Annotated in this window: 24 protein-coding genes; 20 read left to right on the top strand and 4 right to left on the bottom strand. The window is 59.9% G+C overall.

Going from position 1 to position 21502, the window contains the following annotated elements:
* The first annotated feature begins 10 nt into the window (after nt 1-10).
* The 19 genes from rpmD (at nt 11) to BSF79_RS08325 (ending at nt 17097) form a co-directional block, all read left to right on the top strand.
* Nucleotides 11-199, top strand: a complete 189-nt coding sequence (gene rpmD, locus BSF79_RS08415) for a 50S ribosomal protein L30 (protein ID WP_090269409.1) — start codon at nt 11-13, stop codon at nt 197-199.
* Between the two features lie 119 nt (nt 200-318).
* Nucleotides 319-852, top strand: a complete 534-nt coding sequence (locus tag BSF79_RS08410) for a hypothetical protein (protein WP_090269408.1) — start codon at nt 319-321, stop codon at nt 850-852.
* Between the two features lie 135 nt (nt 853-987).
* Complete coding sequence (gene rplO, locus BSF79_RS08405) at nt 988-1473, top strand: 50S ribosomal protein L15 (protein WP_090269407.1); 486 nt, start codon at nt 988-990, stop codon at nt 1471-1473.
* A gap of 108 nt (nt 1474-1581) precedes the next feature.
* The gene (secY, locus tag BSF79_RS08400) at nt 1582-2943 is read left to right on the top strand and encodes a preprotein translocase subunit SecY (RefSeq protein WP_090269406.1); all 1362 of its coding nucleotides are present in this window, start codon (nt 1582-1584) and stop codon (nt 2941-2943) included.
* Entirely contained in the window at nt 2940-3581 is a 642-nt protein-coding gene (locus BSF79_RS08395; protein WP_090269405.1) for an adenylate kinase, read from the top strand. The genes secY and BSF79_RS08395 overlap by 4 nt, the downstream gene beginning before the upstream one ends.
* Before the next feature lie 456 nt (nt 3582-4037).
* A complete protein-coding gene (gene rpsM, locus BSF79_RS08390; protein WP_090269404.1) occupies nt 4038-4406 on the top strand; it encodes a 30S ribosomal protein S13 in 369 nt (122 codons plus the stop codon).
* Between the two features lie 15 nt (nt 4407-4421).
* A complete protein-coding gene (rpsK, locus tag BSF79_RS08385) occupies nt 4422-4814 on the top strand; it encodes a 30S ribosomal protein S11 (RefSeq protein ID WP_090269403.1) in 393 nt (130 codons plus the stop codon).
* Between the two features lie 113 nt (nt 4815-4927).
* Complete coding sequence (locus tag BSF79_RS08380) at nt 4928-5944, top strand: DNA-directed RNA polymerase subunit alpha (protein WP_090269484.1); 1017 nt, start codon at nt 4928-4930, stop codon at nt 5942-5944.
* A gap of 199 nt (nt 5945-6143) precedes the next feature.
* Nucleotides 6144-6563: a 50S ribosomal protein L17 gene (gene rplQ / locus BSF79_RS08375; RefSeq protein WP_090269402.1), complete on the top strand. Its 420-nt coding sequence runs from the start codon at nt 6144-6146 to the stop codon at nt 6561-6563.
* Nucleotides 6564-6694: 131 nt separating this feature from the next.
* Entirely contained in the window at nt 6695-8074 is a 1380-nt protein-coding gene (locus BSF79_RS08370) for a Do family serine endopeptidase (protein ID WP_090269401.1), read from the top strand.
* Nucleotides 8075-8081: 7 nt separating this feature from the next.
* A complete protein-coding gene (locus tag BSF79_RS08365; RefSeq protein WP_090269400.1) occupies nt 8082-9392 on the top strand; it encodes a replication-associated recombination protein A in 1311 nt (436 codons plus the stop codon).
* A gap of 157 nt (nt 9393-9549) precedes the next feature.
* A complete protein-coding gene (crcB, locus tag BSF79_RS08360) occupies nt 9550-9927 on the top strand; it encodes a fluoride efflux transporter CrcB (protein WP_090269399.1) in 378 nt (125 codons plus the stop codon).
* On the top strand, nt 9924-10967 hold the full coding sequence (locus BSF79_RS08355) for an RluA family pseudouridine synthase (RefSeq protein ID WP_090269398.1): 1044 nt from the start codon (nt 9924-9926) through the stop codon (nt 10965-10967). The genes crcB and BSF79_RS08355 overlap by 4 nt, the downstream gene beginning before the upstream one ends.
* Nucleotides 10964-11650, top strand: a complete 687-nt coding sequence (locus BSF79_RS08350) for an HAD-IA family hydrolase (RefSeq protein WP_090269397.1) — start codon at nt 10964-10966, stop codon at nt 11648-11650. The genes BSF79_RS08355 and BSF79_RS08350 overlap by 4 nt, the downstream gene beginning before the upstream one ends.
* A complete protein-coding gene (locus tag BSF79_RS08345; protein WP_090269396.1) occupies nt 11647-12363 on the top strand; it encodes an ATP12 family chaperone protein in 717 nt (238 codons plus the stop codon). The genes BSF79_RS08350 and BSF79_RS08345 overlap by 4 nt, the downstream gene beginning before the upstream one ends.
* Nucleotides 12364-12561: 198 nt before the next feature.
* Nucleotides 12562-13578, top strand: coding sequence for an amino acid ABC transporter substrate-binding protein (locus tag BSF79_RS08340; protein ID WP_090269395.1), 1017 nt, complete (start codon nt 12562-12564; stop codon nt 13576-13578).
* A 132-nt stretch (nt 13579-13710) separates the two neighbouring features.
* Nucleotides 13711-14979 (top strand): amino acid ABC transporter permease, encoded by a 1269-nt coding sequence (locus tag BSF79_RS08335; RefSeq protein WP_090269394.1) that lies wholly within the window; start codon nt 13711-13713, stop codon nt 14977-14979.
* Nucleotide 14980: 1 nt separating this feature from the next.
* Entirely contained in the window at nt 14981-16294 is a 1314-nt protein-coding gene (locus tag BSF79_RS08330) for an amino acid ABC transporter permease (protein ID WP_090269393.1), read from the top strand.
* Between the two features lie 11 nt (nt 16295-16305).
* Nucleotides 16306-17097: an amino acid ABC transporter ATP-binding protein gene (locus tag BSF79_RS08325; RefSeq protein ID WP_090269392.1), complete on the top strand. Its 792-nt coding sequence runs from the start codon at nt 16306-16308 to the stop codon at nt 17095-17097.
* A gap of 53 nt (nt 17098-17150) precedes the next feature.
* Here BSF79_RS08325 and BSF79_RS08320 read toward each other — a convergent pair whose 3' ends face one another.
* The 3 genes from BSF79_RS08320 to argB are packed head-to-tail and all read right to left on the bottom strand — an operon-like array spanning nt 17151 to nt 19185.
* A complete protein-coding gene (locus BSF79_RS08320) occupies nt 17151-17660 on the bottom strand; it encodes a SixA phosphatase family protein (RefSeq protein ID WP_090269391.1) in 510 nt (169 codons plus the stop codon).
* Nucleotides 17657-18304 (bottom strand): ferredoxin, encoded by a 648-nt coding sequence (locus BSF79_RS08315; RefSeq protein WP_090269390.1) that lies wholly within the window; start codon nt 18302-18304, stop codon nt 17657-17659. Before BSF79_RS08315 ends, BSF79_RS08320 begins: the two co-directional genes overlap by 4 nt.
* Nucleotides 18305-18306: 2 nt before the next feature.
* Nucleotides 18307-19185: an acetylglutamate kinase gene (argB, locus tag BSF79_RS08310; RefSeq protein WP_090269483.1), complete on the bottom strand. Its 879-nt coding sequence runs from the start codon at nt 19183-19185 to the stop codon at nt 18307-18309.
* A gap of 132 nt (nt 19186-19317) precedes the next feature.
* Here argB and BSF79_RS08305 point away from each other — a divergent pair, with 132 nt between their 5' ends.
* On the top strand, nt 19318-20052 hold the full coding sequence (locus tag BSF79_RS08305) for an SDR family NAD(P)-dependent oxidoreductase (protein ID WP_090269389.1): 735 nt from the start codon (nt 19318-19320) through the stop codon (nt 20050-20052).
* Nucleotides 20053-20199: 147 nt separating this feature from the next.
* On the opposite strand, the gene pncB is transcribed toward BSF79_RS08305, so the two are convergent.
* Complete coding sequence (gene pncB, locus BSF79_RS08300) at nt 20200-21489, bottom strand: nicotinate phosphoribosyltransferase (protein ID WP_090269388.1); 1290 nt, start codon at nt 21487-21489, stop codon at nt 20200-20202.
* Nucleotides 21490-21502: the final 13 nt, after the last annotated feature.

The raw sequence follows: 21502 nt of genomic DNA, 5'->3' as shown, positions 1-21502 counted from the left end.
AACGGGACCAATGGCAAAAACCATCGTCGTCAAGCAGGTCGGTTCGCCGATCCGCCGCCCCGCCAAACAGCGCGCAACGCTGATCGGTCTGGGTCTGAACAAGATGCACAAAACCCGTGAACTGGAAGATACACCTTCCATCCGCGGCATGGTCGCTTCGATCTCTCACATGGTCGAGATCATCGAAGAGCGCGACTAAACGCAGGCGGGCAACCGTTTTACGGCATTCAAAAACGCCCCGCAGGAAACTGTGGGGCGTTTTTTTCTTGAGGTATTCATATTTATCTCACTTAATGGCCAAATTTGGTTGGATGTAAAATGGATGTTTCGTGGGTCCTTGAGCTTGTAGTGGGCGCGAAGGAATTAGCAGATAGTGCGAGAGTGGGCGAAAAACCGCGCCACGATCAACGGAAACTACTCCACGCCAAAAGCATTATTGAGGCTCTTCGCCTAATTTACTTTGCGCCACGAGGCGTAATTTTATTGCTCGATGATCTTGCAAAGGGGGGCCGGCCCAACAGGGAAGAAATTGAACTGATCCTGCCAAGGTTCAACGATGGTGAGCATTTTGTTGAACGAATGCTATTTCGGTTAGACCCTTCAGATGGTCAGCCCGATGGATTTTTGACATTGCGAGCTGAGCGTGTCTTGCGAGAAATCGCATATGGCAAGGGTGGGATAAGGGAAAAAGTTCAGGCGCTACTCAATGAAGCTCTGACTTATGATCAAGATATTCCTGCGGATGAAGCAGCAAAGCTTCGAGATGAAATCCTCGCCCTGAACAAGGCTATCGAAGATGCAGAGGAGGCACTCGTTGTCTCGATGCGATCAGAGACGCGGCGTAGATCCTAGCAGTGATGCGCTTGCAAAGTTCATACTTGCCGTCTATACGCCCCCGGTGGCCCTCCGTGGCCCAAGAATCAATGAAAAACGCCGTGTTTGCCCACTCCGTCGCTGGAGGGCAGTTCCGGCATAAGGAGAAGCGACATGAAACTGCATGAACTGAGTGATAACGCTGGCGCCACCAAGAAACGCAAGCGCGTTGGTCGTGGTCCGGGCTCCGGTACCGGTAAGATGGGTGGCCGTGGTATCAAAGGTCAGAAATCCCGTTCGGGTGTTTCGATCGGTGGCTACGAAGGCGGCCAGATGCCCCTCTACCAGCGTCTGCCCAAGCGTGGCTTCAACAAGCCGAACCGTAAAGAATTTGCCGTTCTGAACCTGGGCCTGCTGGCCAAGTTCATCGAAGCCGGCAAGATCGACGCCTCCGCGCCGATCACCGAAGATGTGCTGGTCGCATCCGGCCTGATCCGCCGCAAACTGGACGGCATCCGGGTTCTGGCCAAGGGCGATTTTTCGACCAAAGTCGACCTGACCGTGACCGGCGCCTCCAAAACCGCGATCGAGGCTGTTGCAAACGCTGGTGGCTCACTGACGGTCACAACCGCGACGGTGGCTGCCCCTGCGGCTGAATAACGGGTTGTGAGCGGCGCCCGTGCCGCTTACATACATCCCTAGTTTTCCCAAACGCCGCCAGAGCTGGAAAACGCTCTTGGCGGCGTTGTCACGATAGAGAGACCGCGAATGGTATCTGCAGTAGAACAAATGGCAGCGAACACCAGCTGGGCCGCCCTTGGCAAAGCGACCGACCTGCGCAGCCGCATTCTGTTCACCCTTGGGCTTCTGATTGTTTATCGCCTTGGCACGTTCATTCCCGTTCCGGGGATCGACGGGCAGGCGCTGCGCGACTTCATGGAAGGTGCAGCAGCCGGTCTTGGCGGTATCCTGTCGATGTTCACCGGCGGCGCGCTTGGCCGCATGGGCATCTTCGCGCTTGGGATCATGCCGTATATCTCGGCCTCTATCATCATTCAGTTGCTCACCTCGATGGTGCCCTCCCTGGAGCAGCTCAAGAAAGAGGGCGACTCGGGTCGCAAAAAGATCAACCAGTATACCCGCTATGGCACCGTGGTGCTGGCCACGCTTCAGGCCTATGGCCTCGCGGCCTCGCTTGAAGCCGGTGATCTGGTCACCGATCCGGGCATGTTCTTCCGCGCCTCTTGTGTTGTGACGCTGGTCGGCGGCACGATGTTCCTGATGTGGCTGGGCGAGCAGATCACCGCCCGCGGCATCGGCAACGGCATCTCGCTGATCATCTTTGTCGGCATCATTGCCGAAGTGCCCGCCGCGCTGGCGCAGTTCCTGTCTCAGGGGCGTTCGGGCGCCGTCAGCCCGGCCGTGATCGTCGGCGTGCTGCTGATGGTGATCGCCACAATCGCTTTCGTGGTGTTCATGGAGCGCGCCCTGCGCAAGATCCATATCCAATATCCGCGCCGTCAGGTCGGCATGAAGGTCTATGACGGTGGCTCAAGCCACCTGCCGATCAAGGTCAACCCGGCGGGCGTTATCCCGGCGATCTTCGCCAGCTCGCTGTTGCTGCTGCCGACCACGATCAGCACCTTTTCGGGCGCGCAGACGGGCCCGATCATGTCCACACTGCTGGCTTACTTTGGCCCCGGACAGCCGCTCTATTTGCTGTTCTTCGTCGGCATGATCGTGTTCTTCGCCTATTTCTATACCTTCAACGTGGCGTTCAAGCCCGATGAGGTGGCCGACAACCTGAAGAACCAGAATGGCTTTGTTCCCGGTATCCGCCCGGGCAAGAAAACCGCTGAGTATCTTGAATATGTGGTGAACCGTATCCTTGTGCTTGGCGCGGCCTACCTTGCGGCAGTTTGTCTCCTTCCTGAAATTCTGCGCCACCAGCTGGCGATTCCCTTCTACTTTGGCGGAACCTCGGTGCTGATCGTTGTGTCCGTGACCATGGACACGATCCAGCAGGTGCAAAGTCACCTTTTGGCGCACCAATATGAAGGGCTGCTCGAAAAGTCGCAATTACGCGGCAAATCCAAGAAACGCCCGCGGAAGGGAGCCGCTCGCCGATGAACATCATTCTGCTAGGACCGCCGGGGGCGGGCAAGGGAACGCAAGCTCGCCATCTGGTCGAGACCCGCAACATGATCCAGCTTTCGACCGGCGACATGCTGCGCGAAGCCAAGGACAGCGGCACCGAGATGGGCAAGATCGTGGCCGACGTGATGGCACGCGGCGATCTGGTCACCGACGAGATCGTGATTGGCCTGATCCGCGAAAAGCTGGCGGGCGACAAGGTCGGCGGCTTCATCTTTGACGGCTTCCCGCGCACCCTGGCACAGGCTGATGCACTGGCCGATCTTCTGGCCGCCTCGGGCGAAACTCTGGACGCCGTGATCGAGATGCAGGTGGATGACGCCGCCCTCGTGTCGCGCATCACCGGTCGCTACACCTGCGGCAATTGCGGCGAAGTGTATCACGATGACACCAAACGCCCCGCCGTGGCTGGCACCTGTGACAAATGCGGCAGCACCGACATGAAGCGCCGCGCCGATGACAACGAAGACAGTCTGCGCCAGCGCCTGATGGAATATTACAAAAAGACCTCGCCGCTGATCGGCTACTACTACGCCAAGGGTCAGCTCAGCAGCGTTGATGGTCTGGCCGATATCGCCGACGTGCAGGCCGTGATTGCCTCCATCCTCGACTGAGTCGGACCTTGAGATTGATGAATGCAGGGCAGGGGGCAACCTCTGCCCTTTTTCGTTTCAGCTCCGCACAGGGACACAGCGCCCCCTCCGGCTCAAGTCCCGACGCCGCTGCACAAAGACGGCCGCAAGCTCACCACAAGGTTGCTAATCCTGCGGATGATGCTTACCCTTGCCGCAGCCCTTGCAACGCCAACCAACGGCGGGAAGACGGGGGCAGAGGCTGGGGATTCGCACGCTCTTGCCTGCACGGCAAGTTATCTGTCGGTTCGGCCTTGACCTATCTTCGATTTCCACATACCCAGCCCTATCTCTCTCGAGAGGTTGATTCCCTGTGCGACATAGTACTGGGAGTTGTATCACCTGGATCAGCTGCGGCCCGGCGCGTTCACGCCTCGGGCCTGCGTTGTGAAAAAAGGTTCTGGAGCTACGGAACCGCAACGAAAAGGAAAGTGAAACGTGGCACGTATCGCCGGCGTAAACATCCCGACCCACAAACGGGTCCCGATCGCCCTGACATATATCACCGGAATTGGTCATACTTCGGCCAAAGCCATCTGCGACGCAGTCAACATCGACGCAACCCGCCGTGTAAACGAGCTGTCGGATGCCGAAGTTCTGTCGATTCGCGAACATATCGACGCAAACTTCACCGTTGAAGGCGACCTTCGCCGTGAGACGCAGATGAACATCAAACGTCTGATGGATCTGGGCTGCTACCGCGGCCTGCGTCACCGTCGTAACCTGCCCGTTCGCGGTCAGCGGACCCACACCAACGCTCGTACCCGCAAAGGCCCCGCAAAGGCCATTGCCGGTAAGAAGAAATAAGGGAGGGCTGCATCAATGGCACGTGATACCCGTCGCGGAGGCAAGAAGAAGGTCTCCAAAAACATCGCCACAGGCGTGGCGCATGTGAACTCATCGTTCAACAACACCAAAATCCTGATCTCTGACGTTCAGGGCAACGCTATCGCATGGTCCTCTGCAGGGACCATGGGCTTCAAAGGCTCGCGTAAATCGACGCCTTATGCTGCTCAGATGGCTGCCGAAGACGCAGGCAAAAAAGCTCAGGAACACGGCGTGAAAACGCTTGAAGTCGAAGTGCAAGGCCCCGGTGGCGGACGCGAAAGCGCATTGCGCGCTTTGGCTGCAGTCGGTTTCAACATCACTTCGATCCGTGACGTGACGCCGATGGCTCACAACGGTTGCCGCCCGCCGAAACGCCGCCGGGTCTGATCCGACACGACACGAATCGGGGCTGTGCTTTTGCACGGCCCCAATCCGTCATTTAGAAACCTCGGGCGTCTTGGACTTTAGGACATGGGGACAAGACAGGAATGGAGGGACGCATGATCCATAAAAATTGGGCAGAGCTGATCAAGCCGACACAGCTTGACGTAAAGCCGGGTAATGACCCGACTCGTCAAGCAACTGTCGTCGCTGAACCGCTGGAACGCGGCTTTGGTCTGACGTTGGGCAACGCCCTGCGCCGTATCCTGATGAGCTCGCTGCAAGGCGCGGCCATCACTTCGGTGCAGATCGACAACGTTTTGCACGAATTCTCCAGCGTCGCCGGTGTGCGCGAGGATGTGACTGACATCATCCTCAACCTCAAAGGCGTGTCGCTGCGCATGGAAGTCGAAGGGCCCAAGCGCCTGTCGATCAACGCCAAAGGCCCCGGTGTCGTCACCGCTGCCGACATCACCGACAGCGCCGGGATCGAGGTTCTGAACAAGGACCACGTGATCTGCCACCTCGATGATGGCGCCGATCTGTACATGGAACTGACGGTCAACACCGGCAAGGGATATGTTGCGGCTGACAAGAACAAGCCCGACGATGCCCCCATCGGCCTGATCCCGATCGATGCGATCTATTCGCCGGTCAAAAAAGTCAGCTACGATGTGCAGCCCACCCGCGAGGGCCAGGTGCTGGACTATGACAAGCTGACGCTGAAGGTCGAAACCGATGGATCGCTGACCCCGGATGATGCCGTGGCCTATGCCGCGCGTATCCTTCAGGACCAGCTGTCGATCTTCGTCAACTTCGACGAGCCGGAATCGGCCACCCGTCAGGACGATGATGATGGTCTCGAGTTCAACCCGCTTCTGCTGAAGAAAGTGGACGAGCTGGAACTGTCTGTGCGTTCGGCAAACTGCCTGAAGAACGACAACATCGTTTATATCGGTGACCTGATCCAGAAAACCGAAGCCGAGATGCTGCGCACCCCGAACTTCGGCCGCAAGTCGCTGAACGAGATCAAGGAAGTGCTGTCCGGCATGGGCCTGCACCTTGGCATGGACGTCGAGGATTGGCCGCCAGACAACATCGAAGATCTGGCGAAGAAATTCGAAGACGCCTTCTAAGAACAAGGGCGGGGGTAACCCCGCCCTGTACACGACGGGTAGGGCGGGCTTGATCTCGCCATACCGACCCCGGCACCGACGAAATACCGACGTGATACCGACGTATTACAGAGGCGCCAAAACTGGGCATACCGCCCCAAGGAGAGTGGCTGACACGCATCGGCTGCCAGACAAAGCATAACGCTGTAGGAGATAGAAAATGCGTCACGCAAAAGGTTACCGCCGCCTGAACCGTACCCACGAGCACCGTAAGGCGCTGTGGGCAAACATGGCCGGCTCGCTCATCGAACATGAGCAAATCAAAACGACCCTTCCCAAGGCCAAAGAACTGCGCCCGATCATTGAAAAGCTGATCACGCTGGGCAAGCGCGGCGATCTGCACGCGCGTCGTCAGGCCGGTGCACAGCTGAAGCAGGACGCATATGTTGCGAAACTGTTCGAAGTTCTGGGCCCGCGCTACAAAGAGCGTCAGGGTGGCTATGTCCGTATCATGAAAGCCGGTTTCCGCTATGGTGACATGGCACCGATGGCGATCATCGAATTCGTGGACCGCGACGTTGACGCCAAAGGCGCTGGCGACAAGGCCCGCGTTGCCGCCGAGGCAGCCGCCGAAGAATAAGACACACCGGCCCCGCGCCGACTGTCAGCCCCGTCCGCTTTTGCGGGCGGGGTTTTTCGTTGCGGCGGCACCCCACCTTGCAATCCGCCGCCCGGCTCAGCATATCAGAGATAGCTATTCAGGGGGTCCGCATGGTTCGGTCATTCATTTTCGTTCTCACGCTTATTGCCACGCCGCTGTTGGCGGATACCCGCGTGCCGCAGTCGCAAACCGAAATTCAGCTTGGCTTTGCGCCGCTCGTGAAACAAACCGCCCCCGCCGTGGTGAACATCTATGCCAAGCGCATCGTCGCCACCCGGACCAGCCCGTTTCAGGATGATCCGTTTTTCCGCGACATGTTCCGCGATTTCGGCACCATCCGCCCGCAGGTGCAAAACTCGCTTGGCTCTGGTGTGATTTTGTCCTCGGATGGCTATGTTGTGTCGAATTATCATGTGGTTGGCGGTGCGACGGACATCCGCGTGGTGCTCAATGACCGGCGCGAATTCGAGGCGTCGGTGCTGCTCTCTGATGAAGAAAGCGATCTGGCAATCCTGCGTCTTGATAGTGCACAGGACATGCCCTCTCTTGCTCTGCGCGACAGCGAGAGCGTCGAGGTTGGCGAACTGGTACTGGCCATTGGCAATCCCTTCGGCGTCGGCCAGACCGTGACCAGCGGCATCGTGTCGGGGCTGGCGCGTTCGGGCACCGCTACCGGCAGCGCTCGCGGTTATTTTTTGCAGACCGATGCGGCGATCAACCCCGGAAACTCTGGCGGTGCGCTGATTGATGTGAACGGGCGGCTGATCGGGGTAAATACTTCGATCCTGACGCGTTCGGGCGGGTCAAACGGCATCGGCTTCGCCATTCCCTCCAACCTCGTGGCGCAGTTCGTGGCACAGGCCCGCGCCGGTGAAAACCAGTTCAAACGCCCCTGGGCCGGGATAAACGGACAGCCCGTTGATGCCGATATCGCAGCCAGCCTTGGGCTTGAGCGCGCCAGTGGTATCCTGATTGCGGAACTGCATCCTGCAAGCCCATTTCTGGCTGCCGGGTTTCAGTCCGGCGATGTAATCCTGTCCGTTGATGGCCAGCCGGTGAACACGCCCGCCGAGATGGTGTTCCGTATGTCCGTGGCCGGGCTTGGGGCGCAAACGCGCATCACCCGCGTCCACGATGGCACGGCACAGGAGGTCACGGTCGGGCTGATGGCTGCCCCCGACACCCCCGCACGCGACCGCCGCGTGCTGAGCGAGGCGTCGGCGCTGCCGGGCCTGACCGTATCGAACATCAATCCCGCCGTCCTGTCGGAGTATGGCCTGCCGCTCAGCAGCACCGGGGTCGTGGTTGAAGATCCCGGCCCGGTTGCGGGACAGGTCGGACTAAAATCCGGCGACATCCTGCATGTCATCAATGGCGACACGATCGAGGCTACGAAAGACGTCGAAAAAGCCCTGACCGGGCGCGTGCGACGGTTGACGCTGGATGTGCAGCGCGGGCTGCAGCGGCTGGTCATTCGGTTCCGGTTGTGATGCGCTGATGGCCGATCTCTTCGCCTCTGACACACCGCCCGCCCCGAAAGGCACCGCGCCACGCCCACTGGCCGACCAGTTGCGCCCGCAGGCGCTGTCCGAGGTGATCGGGCAGGAGCAGGTCTTGGGATCGGAGGCGCCGCTTGGCGTGATGCTGGGCGCAGGCAGCCTTTCATCACTGATTTTCTGGGGTCCGCCGGGAGTGGGAAAGACCACCATCGCGCGGTTACTGGCGGATGAAACCGACCTGCATTTCGTGCAGATCAGCGCGATTTTCACCGGTGTGCCCGATCTGAAAAAAGTCTTCGAGGCCGCCCGGCTGCGCCGTCAAAACGGGCAGGGCACGTTGCTGTTCGTCGACGAAATTCACCGCTTCAACAAAGCCCAGCAAGACAGCTTCCTGCCGCATATGGAAGATGGCACCATCCTGCTGGTCGGGGCCACCACCGAAAACCCCAGCTTCGAGCTGAACGCCGCGGTCTTGAGCCGCGCTCAGGTTCTGGTGCTGGAGCGGCTGTCGCTGGCCGATCTGGAGCGGCTGACGCAGCGGGCCGAGAAACAGCTGGCCCGCGCTCTGCCGTTGGACGGCCCGGCGCGCGAGGCACTGCTGGAAATGGCGGATGGTGACGGGCGGGCGCTGCTTAACCTGATCGAACAGGTTGCTGCCTGGCGGGTCGAGGGCAAGCTGAACACCGAGGCGCTGAGCAAACGCCTGATGAAGCGCGCAGCGAAATATGACAAGGGCGGCGAAGAGCATTACAACCTGATCTCGGCGCTGCACAAATCGGTGCGCGGCTCTGATCCTGACGCGGCGCTGTACTGGATGGCACGGATGCTGACCGGCGGCGAAGATCCGCGCTATCTTGCGCGGCGGATCATTCGCATGGCGGTCGAGGATATCGGTCTGGCCGACCCGCAGGCGCAGACTGTTTGCCTGCACGCGTGGGAAACTTATGAGCGTCTGGGCAGCCCCGAGGGCGAGCTGGCGCTGGCGCAAGCCGTGACCTATCTGGCGCTGGCGCCGAAATCCAACGCGGGCTATGCTGCTTACAAGGCGGCGATGCAGGCGGCGCGAAAATCCGGCAGCGAGCCGCCGCCCAAGCATATCCTCAACGCGCCGACGAAGATGATGAAAGAGCAGGGCTATGGCGCAGGTTATGCTTATGATCACGACGCCGAAGATGCGTTTTCGGGGCAGAATTACTTTCCCGAAACGATGCAGCGGGGCAGCTATTACCAGCCGGTCGAGCGTGGGTTTGAGCGCGAGTTGAAAAAACGGCTGGAGTATTTCGCCCGTTTGCGTGCGCAACGCAGCTGATCTGATCGGGATGCCGTTGGCATCACTTTGTGAGCTTCGTGCACAGGGCACGAAGCGGCGCGCTCCGCGCGGGAGTATTTCGCTCAGAAAGAAGCAGAAGGGCAGGATGGGCCTTGATTGCTTGACATTCGGGCGATGCAGCCTCAGAGGGGGCGGCATGTTTACAACCCTTCTTCAGGTCGCTCTTGGCGGCGCGTTCGGCGCATCCCTGCGGTATTTGGCGGGGATTGCGATTTTTCGTTTTGTCGGGCCGGGGTTTCCGCTTGGGGTGATGGCGGTCAATATCCTTGGGTCCGGGGTCATGGGCGCGTTGATTGTCTATCTGGGGCAAAAGGGGCTGAGCCATCTTAACCCGTTGCTGATGACCGGGGTCTTGGGAGGATTCACCACCTTCTCGGCGTTTTCGCTAGAGGCGTATACCTTGTTTGAACGCGGGGCGGTGGGGCAGGCGGCGATGTATGTCGGGCTGTCGGTTGTGTTGTCGTTGGCTGCGCTGGTGGTCGGGGTAAATTTGATGCGAGGAGTGCTGGCATGAGCCGGGTTCAGACAATTACTGTGGGGCCGGGTGATGGCGACCAGCGCTTGGACCGCTGGTTGAAGCGGATGTTCCCGCATCTGTCGCAGGGCCGGATCGAGAAGATGTGTCGCAAGGGCGAATTGCGGGTCGATGGCGGTCGCGTCAAGCCTGCGACCCGGCTTGAAGCCGGGCAGGACGTGCGCATTCCGCCGTTGCCCACACCCGACCAGATCGAGGCTGGGCCACGAACCGATATTTCCAACGCCGATATCAAGATGATGCAATCGGCGGTGATTTACCGCGACGATGATATGATCGTGTTGAACAAGCCGCCCGGATTGCCGGTTCAGGGCGGCAGCAAGCAGACCCGCCATGTCGACAGCCTGTCCGAGGCGCTGCGCTTTGGCGCGGATGAAAAGCCACGGCTGGTGCACCGCTTGGACAAGGATACCTCGGGTGTGCTGGTTCTGGCGCGGCACCGTTTGGCGGCGGCGGCGCTGACCGCAGCGTTTCGCCACCGCGAAACCCGCAAGATGTATTGGGCTGCCGTTGCAGGTGTGCCTGCGCCGCGGATGGGCACGATTAAATACGGTCTGATCAAGGCGCCCGGCCATGGCAGCGGTGGGGAAGGTGAGAAGATGATCTGCCTGCACCCGTCCGACGTGGCCAAAACCGAAGGCGCCAAACGCGCCACCACCGATTACGCAGTGCTGGATACGGCGGCGAAACGCTGTGCCTGGGTGGCGCTGGTGCCGATCACCGGCCGCACCCATCAGTTGCGCGCGCATATGGCCGAGATCGGGCATCCGATCATCGGCGATGGTAAATACGGCGGTTCGGGGCAGGAAAACCTAGGCGATGGATGGGGCGCGCAATTGGGGGGGGATATCAGTCGCAAGCTGCATCTTCACGCGCGCTCGTTGCGAATCGAGCATCCGATGACCAAGAAGGTTATCAGCTTCACCGCAGCGCTGCCCGAGCACATGACACGCACCTGGAATACGTTCCAGTGGAACGAAAATGATGTCCCCGAGGACCCGTTCGAGGATCTGGAATGACGGGGCAGCTACGGCTGATCATCTTCGATGTGGACGGAACGCTGGTGGACAGTCAGGGCGACATCGTCACCTCGATGAGTCGTGCCTTTGAGCAGGCCGGTCAGGCCGCGCCCCCGCGCGAGGCTGTCCTAAGCATTGTCGGTCTGTCGCTTCAGGTGGCAATACCGCGCCTTGCGCCGGGCCTGTCCCCGCTGCAGCACACGCAGATGGAGGCGTGGTATAAAGAGGCATATATGCAGCTGCGCGCAGAGCAGGGATCGGCGCGAAGTTCGCCGCTTTATCCGCATGTGCGTGACGTGCTGACGCATTTGGGTGGCGTACCGCAAAACATCCTTGGCGTGGCTACCGGTAAATCGCGGCGCGGGCTGGATGCGTTGCTGACCGGGCATGGGCTGGAGGGCGTGTTCGTGACGCGGCAGGTGGCGGACCATCACCCGTCCAAGCCGCATCCGGCGATGATACAGGCCGCGATGGCGGAAACCGGCATCGGGCCTGCGGATACCGTGATGATCGGCGACACAAGTTTTGACATGGAAATGGCGCAGGCCGCCGGGGTGCGCGCCATCGGAGTTGGCTGGGGCTATCATCCGGCGCAGGATCTGGCTGGGATGGCCGATCATATGGTCAGCGATTTCCGTGAATTGCCCGGCGTTCTGAACAGGGTGTGGGACACAAAGCGATGAGCAACTGGAAAGCCAAACGGTTCTGGAAAGAGGCAAGTGTGACCGAGGCCGACGACGGCTTCACCGTACAGTTGGACGGGCGCCCAGTGCGCACCCCGGCCAAGACGCTGCTGGTGGTCCCGACGCGGGCCATGGCGTTAGCCGTCGCCGATGAATGGGACGCGCAAGAGGGCGAGATCAAGCCCCAGACCATGCCCGTCACCCGGTCCGCCAATGCCGCGCTCGATAAGGTCGCGCAGCAGCATGACGAGGTCGCCGCGCTGATTGCCGATTACGGCGGCACCGATCTGCTGTGCTATCGTGCACCCGCGCCGCAAGAACTGATCGCCCGTCAGGCTGCAGCCTGGGATCCGATCCTTGATTGGGCCGAGCAGAGCCTTGGTGTGCGCCTGATCTGCGCGGAGGGGGTTATGCATATCGCGCAAGACCCCGAGGGGCAGTGCGTATTGCAGGCACGTGTGCGCGCGATGGATCCGTTCCGGCTTACGGCATTCCATGATCTTGTCAGCCTGTCCGGCTCGTTGGTTCTGGGCTTTGCTGCGGTGCATGACCTGTTGCCACCTCAGCAGATATGGGCGCTGTCGCGCATTGACGAGCTTTGGCAGGAAGAGCAATGGGGCGCCGACGACGAGGCCACAGCTCTGGCCGAGACCAAGCAGATGGCTTTCCTGCACGCCAAAAGTTTTCACGACCTGTGCGCGCCTGCCTTCTAGGTGCGCGAAGACACGGCTTCCCTTACGGAAATCTGAAAAGCCACGCGGTTTTGAAAACGATAGGGTTGACCTTTGCAGATGAATCCGCCCAAACTTTGGTCACTGAGAGGGGGGCAACCCTTTACAGTATAGCCCCCGGCCCAAAAAGGGCTGGATGAGCCGCTCTTAAAATGGGCGGAAAATCAGGAAGAGGTAAACATGAAAAAATCCGTATTTCTTGGCGCGCTGACCGTCGCCGGCCTTGCTGCCGGTGCTGCTGCAGCCGGAACACTCGACGACGTCAAGGCACGCGGCAAGCTGAACTGCGGCGTGACCACCGGTCTTGTTGGTTTCGCTGCGCCTGACGCAAACGGCACATGGGACGGTTTTGACGTTGGCATCTGCCGCGCCGTCGCTGCTGCTGTTCTCGGCGACCCGACCGCAGTTGAATTCGTTCCCACAACCGGCAAGACGCGCTTTACCGCGCTGGCGTCGGGTGAGATCGACGTTCTGGCCCGTAACACCACCTGGACCTTCTCGCGCGATGTCGATCTGAAGTTCGATTTCGTCGGCGTGAACTACTATGATGGTCAGGGTTTCATGGTTCCCAAGGCTCTGGGCGTCAGCTCGGCCAAGGACCTGGATGGCGCAACCGTTTGTATTCAGACCGGCACCACGACCGAGCTGAACTTGGCGGATTTCTTCCGCTCGAACAACATCAGCTACGAGCCGGTTCCGATCGAAACCAACGCCGAAGCGCAGCAGCAGTACCTTGCCGGTGCCTGTGACGTTTACACCACAGACGCCTCCGGTCTGGCCGCGACTCGCGCCACATTTGAAGACCCTGCAGCACACATTGTTCTGCCCGAGATCATCTCGAAAGAGCCGCTCGGTCCGCTTGTTCGCCACGGCGACAATGAATGGGGCGATGTGGTTCGCTGGGCGCTGAACGCGCTGATCGCTGCTGAAGAGCTGGGCATCACCTCGGCCAACATCGCCGAGCTGTCCGCAGGTACCAACAACCCGGAAATCAACCGTATTCTGGGCACCGAAGGTACCCTGGGCGAGATGCTGGGGCTGTCGCCTGACTGGGCCAAGAACGCCATCATGGCGGGTGGCAACTATGGCGAATTGTTCGAGAAGAACATCGGCGCCAGCACACCGATCGGCCTGTCGCGCGGCTTGAACGCGCAGTGGACCGATGGCGGTCTGCTCTACACTCCTCCGTTCCGTTAATCCGGAATCTGCACAGGGCGCGGTTCTTCCGCGCCCTTTCGCCAATACCACGACAGTTTTGAAAAAAATATCGGCCATCGGCCCTGCGGGGACCGGATAAAAATAACGGCCGAATGACGGGGAACAACCCAGATGACGACACTCACCGACCCTCCTAAGGAGTCGTTCCGCCTATCTATGCTGATCTATGATACCCGCTATCGCTCGGCGACCATTCAGGTTGTTGCGATGTTGGGGTTCATGCTGCTGGCGGCTTGGCTGATTAACAACACCGCGCAGAACCTGAACGCTTTGGGCAAACCAATCGATTTCGGTTTTCTGGGCGAATCGGCCGGGTATGACATCAACCAGCGCCTGATTGATTACAGCTCGCGAAGCTCGCATATGCGCGCAGCCTTTGTTGGTCTGCTCAATACGCTGGTCGTTGCGGTTCTGGGGTGTTTGACGGCGACCGTTCTGGGGATCATCATCGGGGTGCTGCGGCTGTCAAAGAACTGGCTGATTGCCCGGATCATGACGGTATATGTCGAAATGTTCCGCAACGTGCCGGTGCTGCTCTGGATCGTATTCCTGATGGCGATCCTGATCGAAACACTGCCGCCGCCAAACGCCTTTCGCGGCGAAAATGCGACGGCAACAATGGTTCTGTCCGATTCGGTGGCGTTCACCAACCGCGGCGTCTATGTTCCGGAACCGCTGTTTTCCCGTAGCCTCGGTGATTTGCATCTGTTCGGCGAAAGCGCCGTCCGTTTCGACATCAGCCTTGATCTTGTGGTCGTCCTGATCGCATTGATCGGCGGTATCATCGGTGCGCGTATGGTCAAAAAACGCGCCGACCGCATTCAAGAGGCAACCGGCGATCGTCCCACCACATGGTATCTGGTGTTGGGCCTGATCGCGGTGCCGACGATAATCGTGATGGCCGCGCTTGGGTTCCATCTGGGCTATCCTGCGCTCAAGGGGTTCAACTTTCAGGGCGGCACGCATATGCGCAACTCGCTGATCGCGCTGTGGCTGGCCCTGTCGCTCTATACGGCGGCTTTCATCGCGGAAAACGTGCGTGCGGGCATTTTGGCAATCTCGAAAGGTCAGACCGAAGCCGCAGGCGCGCTTGGTCTGCGCCCCAGCCGGATCATGCGCCTTGTGGTCTTGCCGCAGGCGCTGCGGGTGATCATCCCGCCGCTGATTTCGCAATATCTGAACCTGACCAAAAACTCTTCACTGGCGATCGCCGTCGGCTACATGGACATTACCGGCACTCTGGGCGGTATCACCATGAACCAGACTGGCCGCGAGCTGGAGTGCATCCTGATGCTGATGCTGGTCTACCTTGTGATCTCGCTGACCATTTCGTTCGTGATGAACTGGTATAACGAATCCGTAAAGCTGAGGGAGCGCTGAGATGTCTGACATTGCTTTTGTCCGCACCGAAATACTGCCGCAAAAAGCGCCACCCGTCGCCGCGACCGGGTTTATCGGCTGGGCGCGCGAGAACCTGTTCTCCGGCTGGTTCAATTCGATCCTGACAGTGCTGTCGCTTGCGGTTATCTTCTCTGTCCTGTCGTCGATCCTGCCATGGGTGTTTTCTCCTACTTGGAACGGCACCTCGCTGGCCAATTGCCGCGAGATCCTGACCGCCGCTGGCTCGGTTGGCGAACACGGCACCACCGGTGCCTGCTGGGGCGTGATTCGCGAACGCTGGTTGCAGCTGATGTTCGGCTTCTACCCGTCCGAGCTTTACTGGCGGCCGATCCTAACCTTCGTGATGCTGTTCGTGGCGCTTGGCCCGATCCTGTTCACGGATTTCGTGCCCTCGAAACTGATCTGGTTCTCGGGCCTGTTCCCCTTCATCGCGGCTTGGCTGCTGTGGGGCGGCTCGATCTGGAACCCGCTCGTGGCACTCGCCGGTTTTGCCATCGGTTTTGGTGTGTTTCGCTATGCCTCGACCGCACTGGGGGCTCTTGCCGCGATCATCCTTGCGGCGTTGGTGCCGATCCTTTGGTGGGTGTTCCTCGCTGGTCCCGTGGCCTCGGGGCTGTCCTCGGTGATCCCACTGGAGCTGGAGACGGTCCAAAGCCGGAATTTCGGCGGCTTCATGCTGTCGATCACCATCGGGGTTACCGCGATCATCTGTTCGCTGCCGTTGGGGATCATTCTGGCGCTGGGGCGTCAGTCGGATCTTCTGATCGTCAAATCGCTCTGCGTCGGCTTCATCGAGTTCATCCGCGGCGTGCCGCTGATCACGCTGCTGTTCGTGGCCTCGACCCTGTTGAACATCTTCATGCCGCCGGGCACCAACTTTGACATCATCCTGCGGGTGCTGATCATGGTTACGCTTTTCGCCGCTGCCTATATGGCCGAGGTGATCCGCGGGGGCCTCGCTGCCCTGCCCAAGGGCCAGTACGAAGGCGCCGACAGTCTCGGACTCGATTACTGGCAGGCACAGCGTTTGGTGATCATGCCGCAGGCGCTCAAGATCTCGATCCCGGGCATCGTGTCGACCTTCATCGGGGTGTTCAAAGATACCACGCTGGTGTCGATTATCGCCCTGCTGGACCCTCTGGGCCTGAGCAACGCCATCCGCGCCGACGCGAACTGGAACGGGATTGTCTGGGAACTTTATGGCTTCATCGCCCTGCTGTTCTTCGTCTTCTGTTTCTCCATGTCGCGCTATTCTATGTATCTCGAGCGTAAGCTCACAACAGACCATCATTAAGGAGATCGAATATGTCTGATCTTGCACTCGACCGTGATATCGACCGTTCCAAAATGCAGGTCTCTGATGAGGTCGCGATTGAAATCACCAATATGAACAAGTGGTACGGCACCTTCCACGTGCTGCGCGACATCAACCTGACCGTTAACCGGGGCGAACGGATTGTCATCGCTGGCCCATCGGGTTCGGGGAAATCCACGTTGATCCGCTGCATCAACCGGCTGGAAGAACACCAGCAGGGCAAGATTGTCGTGGACGGAACTGAACTGACCTCTGATCTGAAAAACATCGACAAGATCCGCTCAGAGGTTGGCATGTGCTTTCAGCACTTCAACCTGTTCCCGCATCTGACCATTCTGGAAAACCTGACGCTGGCCCCGATCTGGGTGCGCAAAACGCCCAAGAAGGAAGCAATCGAAACGGCGATGTATTTCCTTGAAAAGGTCAAGATCCCCGAGCAGGCCGACAAATACCCTGGTATGCTTTCGGGCGGGCAGCAACAGCGCGTCGCCATCGCTCGTTCGCTCTGCATGAAGCCGCGGATCATGCTGTTCGACGAACCCACCTCGGCTCTCGACCCAGAGATGATCAAAGAAGTTCTCGACACCATGATCGAGCTGGCCGAAGAAGGCATGACGATGCTCTGCGTGACCCACGAGATGGGCTTTGCCCGTCAGGTTGCCAACCGCGTGATCTTCATGGATCAGGGTCAGATCGTTGAACAGAACGAACCCGAAGAGTTCTTCAACAATCCCAAATCCGAGCGGACCAAACTGTTCCTCAGCCAGATCCTCGGCCACTAAAGAACGACCGCACAAATTTCAGGCGCGCCTCGCAATTGTGGGGCGCGCTTTTCTTATGCCTGCATCACCTCAGCGGGGATAACGAAGGCCAATGGCACGCCGGTGCCGTACCGCACCTCCGCCCAAGTCTCCACCTCGAAGTCGGCGACCAGAGTGGCGCAGGTCGGATAGTCGAAAAAGCGCTCGTGCGCGGGCTCGGTACTCAGCAACCGTTCGGCAAACTCTGCAATTCCGGGGTTGTGCCCTATCATCAGAACACAGGGCGCATTGGCGCTGCGCAGCACTCCCATCATCTGGTCGGAACTGGCATGATATAGTGCCGGTGAGAACCGCACCTCGGTGTCCAAATTCAGCCCTGCAAATGTCTCGCGGGTGCGCACCGCATCCGAACACAGCACCAGATCCGGCAGATATCCCTGTGCCCGCAGCCAGTCTCCCATCGCTGCCGCCGACCTTTCGCCACGGCTATTCAGCGGGCGCTCGTGATCCCGTTGCGCCGGGCTGCCCCAGTCGGACTTCGCATGGCGCATCAAAATCAGGCGCAGGGGCTTCAAATGGCTCATCGAAAGGCCTCCATATGAAAGGCAGATTGTGCCGCTACCCTGCCATGTGCACGGCTGATCGGACAAGCGCGCCGTACCGCGCAGCCCTGCGCCATGCAGTCACGCCCCTGCGGGCTGTGCAGCCAATCCTTGCAGGTGGCCACATCATATCCGACCGTCGCATCCCCCAAAGCATCGACGGGGCAGGCACTCAGACAGGGGCGCGTGTCGCAGCTGTCGCAAGGGGCCGCTGCGGGGGGCGCAGGCAGGCCAATCCGTTCGGCAAATCCCAGCGCTCCGCGATAGGAAACGAACAGACCCGCGTGTTCATGCACCAGTAACCCAACCGGCGAGGCGAATGCTCGTCCGCTGCCCTTGGCCCACTGGATAAACGGTTGAAACGGCGGCCCGCCGAAGGGAAACAATGCCTGCGCTCCCAGGCCGGTGGCCAGCGCTCCGATCTCTCGCGCCGACCAGCGATCCATCGGATCCGGCAGCCCGTCCTGATACTCGGGGGCCGCGGTGAAGGCGGGCCAAAAACCCGGCTCATCCGGCCCGAGCAACAAAAGCGTGCCGACCCCGGCCATATCTTCCGGGTGTAGCCCACCCAGAATGCACAAATGCCGCCCGAGGGCGGCATTTTCGATCTGCGCATATCGGGCCATCGTCAGTCCAGACCGGGGTGAACGCGCGGCTCGGATGATCGGATGATCGACCCCGCCCCATGTTCAGTAAACAGCTCCAGCAGAGAGGCATTCGGCATCCGCCCGTCCATGATCACTACGGCCCGTACCCCGGCTTCCAACGCCGCCAATGCGGTTTCGGTCTTGGGGATCATGCCGCCTGCGATGCTGCCATCGGCGATCATTTCGCGCACCTGATCGGGCGACAGTTGCGTGACGACCTCACCGTCCTTGTCCTTGACGCCTGCCACATCGGTCAGCAACAGCAACCGGTCCGCCTGAAGCGCGCCGGCAATCGCCCCGGCTGCCGTGTCGCCGTTCACGTTGAACGTCTCGTTGTCGGCCATGCCCGTGCCCACGGGCGCGATCACCGGTATGATACCTGCGTTATACAGGTCGCGGATCACCTGCACGTTCATCTCGACCGGTTTGCCGACGAAGCCCAGTTCGGGGTCATCCGCCTCGCATACCATCAGGTCGTCATCCTTGCCCGAGATGCCAACGGCGCGGCCACCTTCGTCGTTGATGGCCTGTACGATGCGCTTGTTGACTAGGCCCGACAGAACCATCTCGACCACCTCGACCGTGGCTTTGTCGGTCACGCGTTTGCCGCGTACGAACTCGCTGTGAATCCCCAGACGCTTCAGAAGATCGTTGATCATCGGGCCGCCGCCATGCACCACAACCGGGTTCACGCCAACCTGTCGCATCAACACCATGTCGCGCGCAAACTCGGCCATGGCGTCATCATCGCCCATGGCGTTGCCGCCGAATTTCACAACGACAACAGCGCCGGTGAAGCGTTGCAGATAGGGCAGGGCCTCGGACAAGGTCCGGGCGGTGGCGATCCAATCACGGTTCATATTCTGCTTCTTCATCATTTGTGTCCTCAGAACCGCCTTGTGTTAGCGGCTTACGGGCTTTGTGCCAAGTGGCTCGTTGCACTTGGGCTGCACAGTGCTAGGTTCTCGGAAAGACAGACACGGCAGGACCCGATGAAAAAACCACAAAAAACTATGCTTCTGACCGGCGCCAGCCGTGGGATCGGCCATGCCACAGTGCGCCGCTTCAACCGCGAAGGCTGGCGGGTGATTACCTGCTCGCGCGCGCCCTTCCCAGAGGAATGCCCCTGGGGCGGCGGTGCCGAAAACCACGTGCAGATCGACCTTGCCGACCCGGCAGATACGATCAACAAAGTCGCCGAGATCCGCGAGCGGCTGGACGGGCGACTGGACGCGTTGGTGAATAACGCCGGCATTTCCCCCAAAGGCCCCGAAGGTGAGCGTCTGAACACACTCACGACCGATCTGATGACCTGGGGGCACGTATTTCACGTCAATTTCTTCGCGTCGGTTGTGCTGGCGCGCGGCCTGAAGGATGAACTGGCCGCCGCGCGCGGCGCGGTCGTGAATGTGACCTCGATTGCGGGCTACCGGGTGCATCCTTTCGCGGGTGCGGCCTATGCCACATCAAAAGCGGCACTGGCCGCGCTGACCCGCGAGATGGCGCATGATTTCGGACCGCTAGGCGTGCGCGTGAACGCCATCGCACCCGGCGAGATCGAAACCGCGATTCTGTCGAAAGGCACTGAAAAGCTGATCGAAGATATCCCGCTGCGCCGCCTTGGTCAGACCGAAGAGGTCGCAGCGACCATCTTTTTCCTGTGTTCCGGCGAATCATCTTATATCTCGGGCACCGAGATCGAGGTGAACGGCGGGCAACACGTCTGATCCGTTGGTGCCCGCCAAGGTGCGGGCACTCTTCGCTTTGTTGGCTGTTCGCGCCGGGTATCTTCGGTTCGGACCAGCCGGACACAGTCAGTTTTTGCTGGAGTCTAGCTGCGTCGGTATTGCTTCTCGGCGGGTAAGATTGCCGGTTCAGACCACCACTTCCTGTTCTTCCTGCTCGCCCACGCCGAACACGCGTTTGTAGCGGTCGATCTCGGATGCGGGGCCCATGGCCTTTCTGGGGTTGTCCGACAGCTTGACCGTTGGGTGGCCATTGGCGGAAACTGCTTTGCAGACGACCGAAAAAGGCGCCAGCGCGTCGTCCATCGTCAAGCCGCGGAAATCATTGGTCAACAAGGTGCCCCAGCCGAAAGATGGGCGTACACGGCCAGCGAATTGTGCCTGCAATTCGGCGATTTTTTCGACATCAAGCCCGTCCGAGAAGATGACCATTTTCTTGCGCGGGTCTTCGCCACGTTCGGTCCACCAGTTGATGGCCGTTTCGGCCCCAGTTGCGGGATCGCCGCTGTCGATGCGGATGCCGGTCCATCCGGCCAGCCAGTCCGGCGCGCGTTTCAGAAAGCCTTCGGTGCCGTATGTGTCAGGCAGGATGATGCGCAGGTTGCCGGAATGCTCTTCGTGCCAGTCGGCCAGCACTTGATAGGGTGCGCGAGCCAGATCCGCGTCGGTTTCAGCCAGCGCAGCATAGACCATTGGCAGTTCGTGCGCATTGGTCCCGATCGCTTCAAGATCGCGGTTCTTGGCGATCAGACAGTTCGATGTGCCGACAAATTTGTTACCCAGCCCCTCGCTCAGGGCCTGCACGCACCAATCCTGCCAAAGAAAGGAGTGCCGACGACGCGTGCCGAAATCGGCAAGTCGCAGCCCATCAACCTGCTGCAGGCGTTCGACCTTTTCCCACAGCTTGGTCATCGCGCGGGCATAGAGTATCTGAAGCTCGAATTTCTTCATTCCGTCCAGAACCGCACGGCTGCGCAGTTCCATCAGCACGGCCAGCGCGGGGACTTCCCACAGCATGACCTCCGGCCAGCTACCTTCGAAGGTCAACTCGTACTGACCATCGCGTTTTTCAAGGTGATAGGGGGGCAGCGAAAGGTTTTCAAACCATTCCATGAAATCGGGGCGGAACATCTGACGTTTGCCATAGAAGGTATTGCCGCGCAGCCAAGTGCTTTCGCCGCGGGTCAGCGAGAGCGAGCGGATATGATCCAACTGCTCGCGCAGCTCGCCTTCATCCACCAGTTCGGCCAGCCGCACAGATTTGCTACGGTTGATCAGGCTGAAGGTCACCTGAGTGTCAGGTTTGTTGCGAAACACCGATTGGCACATCAGCAGCTTGTAGAAATCTGTGTCGATCAGAGACCGCACGATCGGGTCGATCTTCCACTTGTGGTTCCAGACGCGGGTAGCGATATCCAAGGCGGGCCTCTTT

It is taken from the genome of Thalassovita taeanensis, from assembly GCF_900110775.1.
GTDB classification, from domain to species: Bacteria; Pseudomonadota; Alphaproteobacteria; order Rhodobacterales; family Rhodobacteraceae; genus Litorimicrobium; species Litorimicrobium taeanense.
Note: the sequence above shows the minus strand (reverse complement) of the source record. Positions and strands in the feature narration are given on the sequence as shown.

Excerpts from the sequence above, each read along its gene's own strand:
- crcB (WP_090269399.1), top strand. The coding sequence starts at position 9,550 with ATGTTTACAACCCTTCTTCAGGTCGCTCTTGGCGGCGCGTTCGGCGCA.
- BSF79_RS08325 (WP_090269392.1), top strand. The coding sequence starts at position 16,306 with ATGTCTGATCTTGCACTCGACCGTGATATCGACCGTTCCAAAATGCAG.
- BSF79_RS08305 (WP_090269389.1), top strand. The coding sequence starts at position 19,318 with ATGAAAAAACCACAAAAAACTATGCTTCTGACCGGCGCCAGCCGTGGG.
- BSF79_RS08330 (WP_090269393.1), top strand. The coding sequence starts at position 14,981 with ATGTCTGACATTGCTTTTGTCCGCACCGAAATACTGCCGCAAAAAGCG.
- rpsK (WP_090269403.1), top strand. The coding sequence starts at position 4,422 with ATGGCACGTGATACCCGTCGCGGAGGCAAGAAGAAGGTCTCCAAAAAC.
- BSF79_RS08395 (WP_090269405.1), top strand. The coding sequence starts at position 2,940 with ATGAACATCATTCTGCTAGGACCGCCGGGGGCGGGCAAGGGAACGCAA.
- BSF79_RS08350 (WP_090269397.1), top strand. The coding sequence starts at position 10,964 with ATGACGGGGCAGCTACGGCTGATCATCTTCGATGTGGACGGAACGCTG.
- argB (WP_090269483.1), bottom strand. The coding sequence starts at position 19,185 with ATGAACCGTGATTGGATCGCCACCGCCCGGACCTTGTCCGAGGCCCTG.
- BSF79_RS08365 (WP_090269400.1), top strand. The coding sequence starts at position 8,082 with ATGGCCGATCTCTTCGCCTCTGACACACCGCCCGCCCCGAAAGGCACC.
- rplO (WP_090269407.1), top strand. The coding sequence starts at position 988 with ATGAAACTGCATGAACTGAGTGATAACGCTGGCGCCACCAAGAAACGC.
- BSF79_RS08315 (WP_090269390.1), bottom strand. The coding sequence starts at position 18,304 with ATGGCCCGATATGCGCAGATCGAAAATGCCGCCCTCGGGCGGCATTTG.
- BSF79_RS08335 (WP_090269394.1), top strand. The coding sequence starts at position 13,711 with ATGACGACACTCACCGACCCTCCTAAGGAGTCGTTCCGCCTATCTATG.
- rplQ (WP_090269402.1), top strand. The coding sequence starts at position 6,144 with ATGCGTCACGCAAAAGGTTACCGCCGCCTGAACCGTACCCACGAGCAC.
- BSF79_RS08340 (WP_090269395.1), top strand. The coding sequence starts at position 12,562 with ATGAAAAAATCCGTATTTCTTGGCGCGCTGACCGTCGCCGGCCTTGCT.
- BSF79_RS08410 (WP_090269408.1), top strand. The coding sequence starts at position 319 with ATGGATGTTTCGTGGGTCCTTGAGCTTGTAGTGGGCGCGAAGGAATTA.
- secY (WP_090269406.1), top strand. The coding sequence starts at position 1,582 with ATGGTATCTGCAGTAGAACAAATGGCAGCGAACACCAGCTGGGCCGCC.
- BSF79_RS08380 (WP_090269484.1), top strand. The coding sequence starts at position 4,928 with ATGATCCATAAAAATTGGGCAGAGCTGATCAAGCCGACACAGCTTGAC.
- BSF79_RS08320 (WP_090269391.1), bottom strand. The coding sequence starts at position 17,660 with ATGAGCCATTTGAAGCCCCTGCGCCTGATTTTGATGCGCCATGCGAAG.
- BSF79_RS08370 (WP_090269401.1), top strand. The coding sequence starts at position 6,695 with ATGGTTCGGTCATTCATTTTCGTTCTCACGCTTATTGCCACGCCGCTG.
- rpmD (WP_090269409.1), top strand. The coding sequence starts at position 11 with ATGGCAAAAACCATCGTCGTCAAGCAGGTCGGTTCGCCGATCCGCCGC.
- BSF79_RS08345 (WP_090269396.1), top strand. The coding sequence starts at position 11,647 with ATGAGCAACTGGAAAGCCAAACGGTTCTGGAAAGAGGCAAGTGTGACC.
- BSF79_RS08355 (WP_090269398.1), top strand. The coding sequence starts at position 9,924 with ATGAGCCGGGTTCAGACAATTACTGTGGGGCCGGGTGATGGCGACCAG.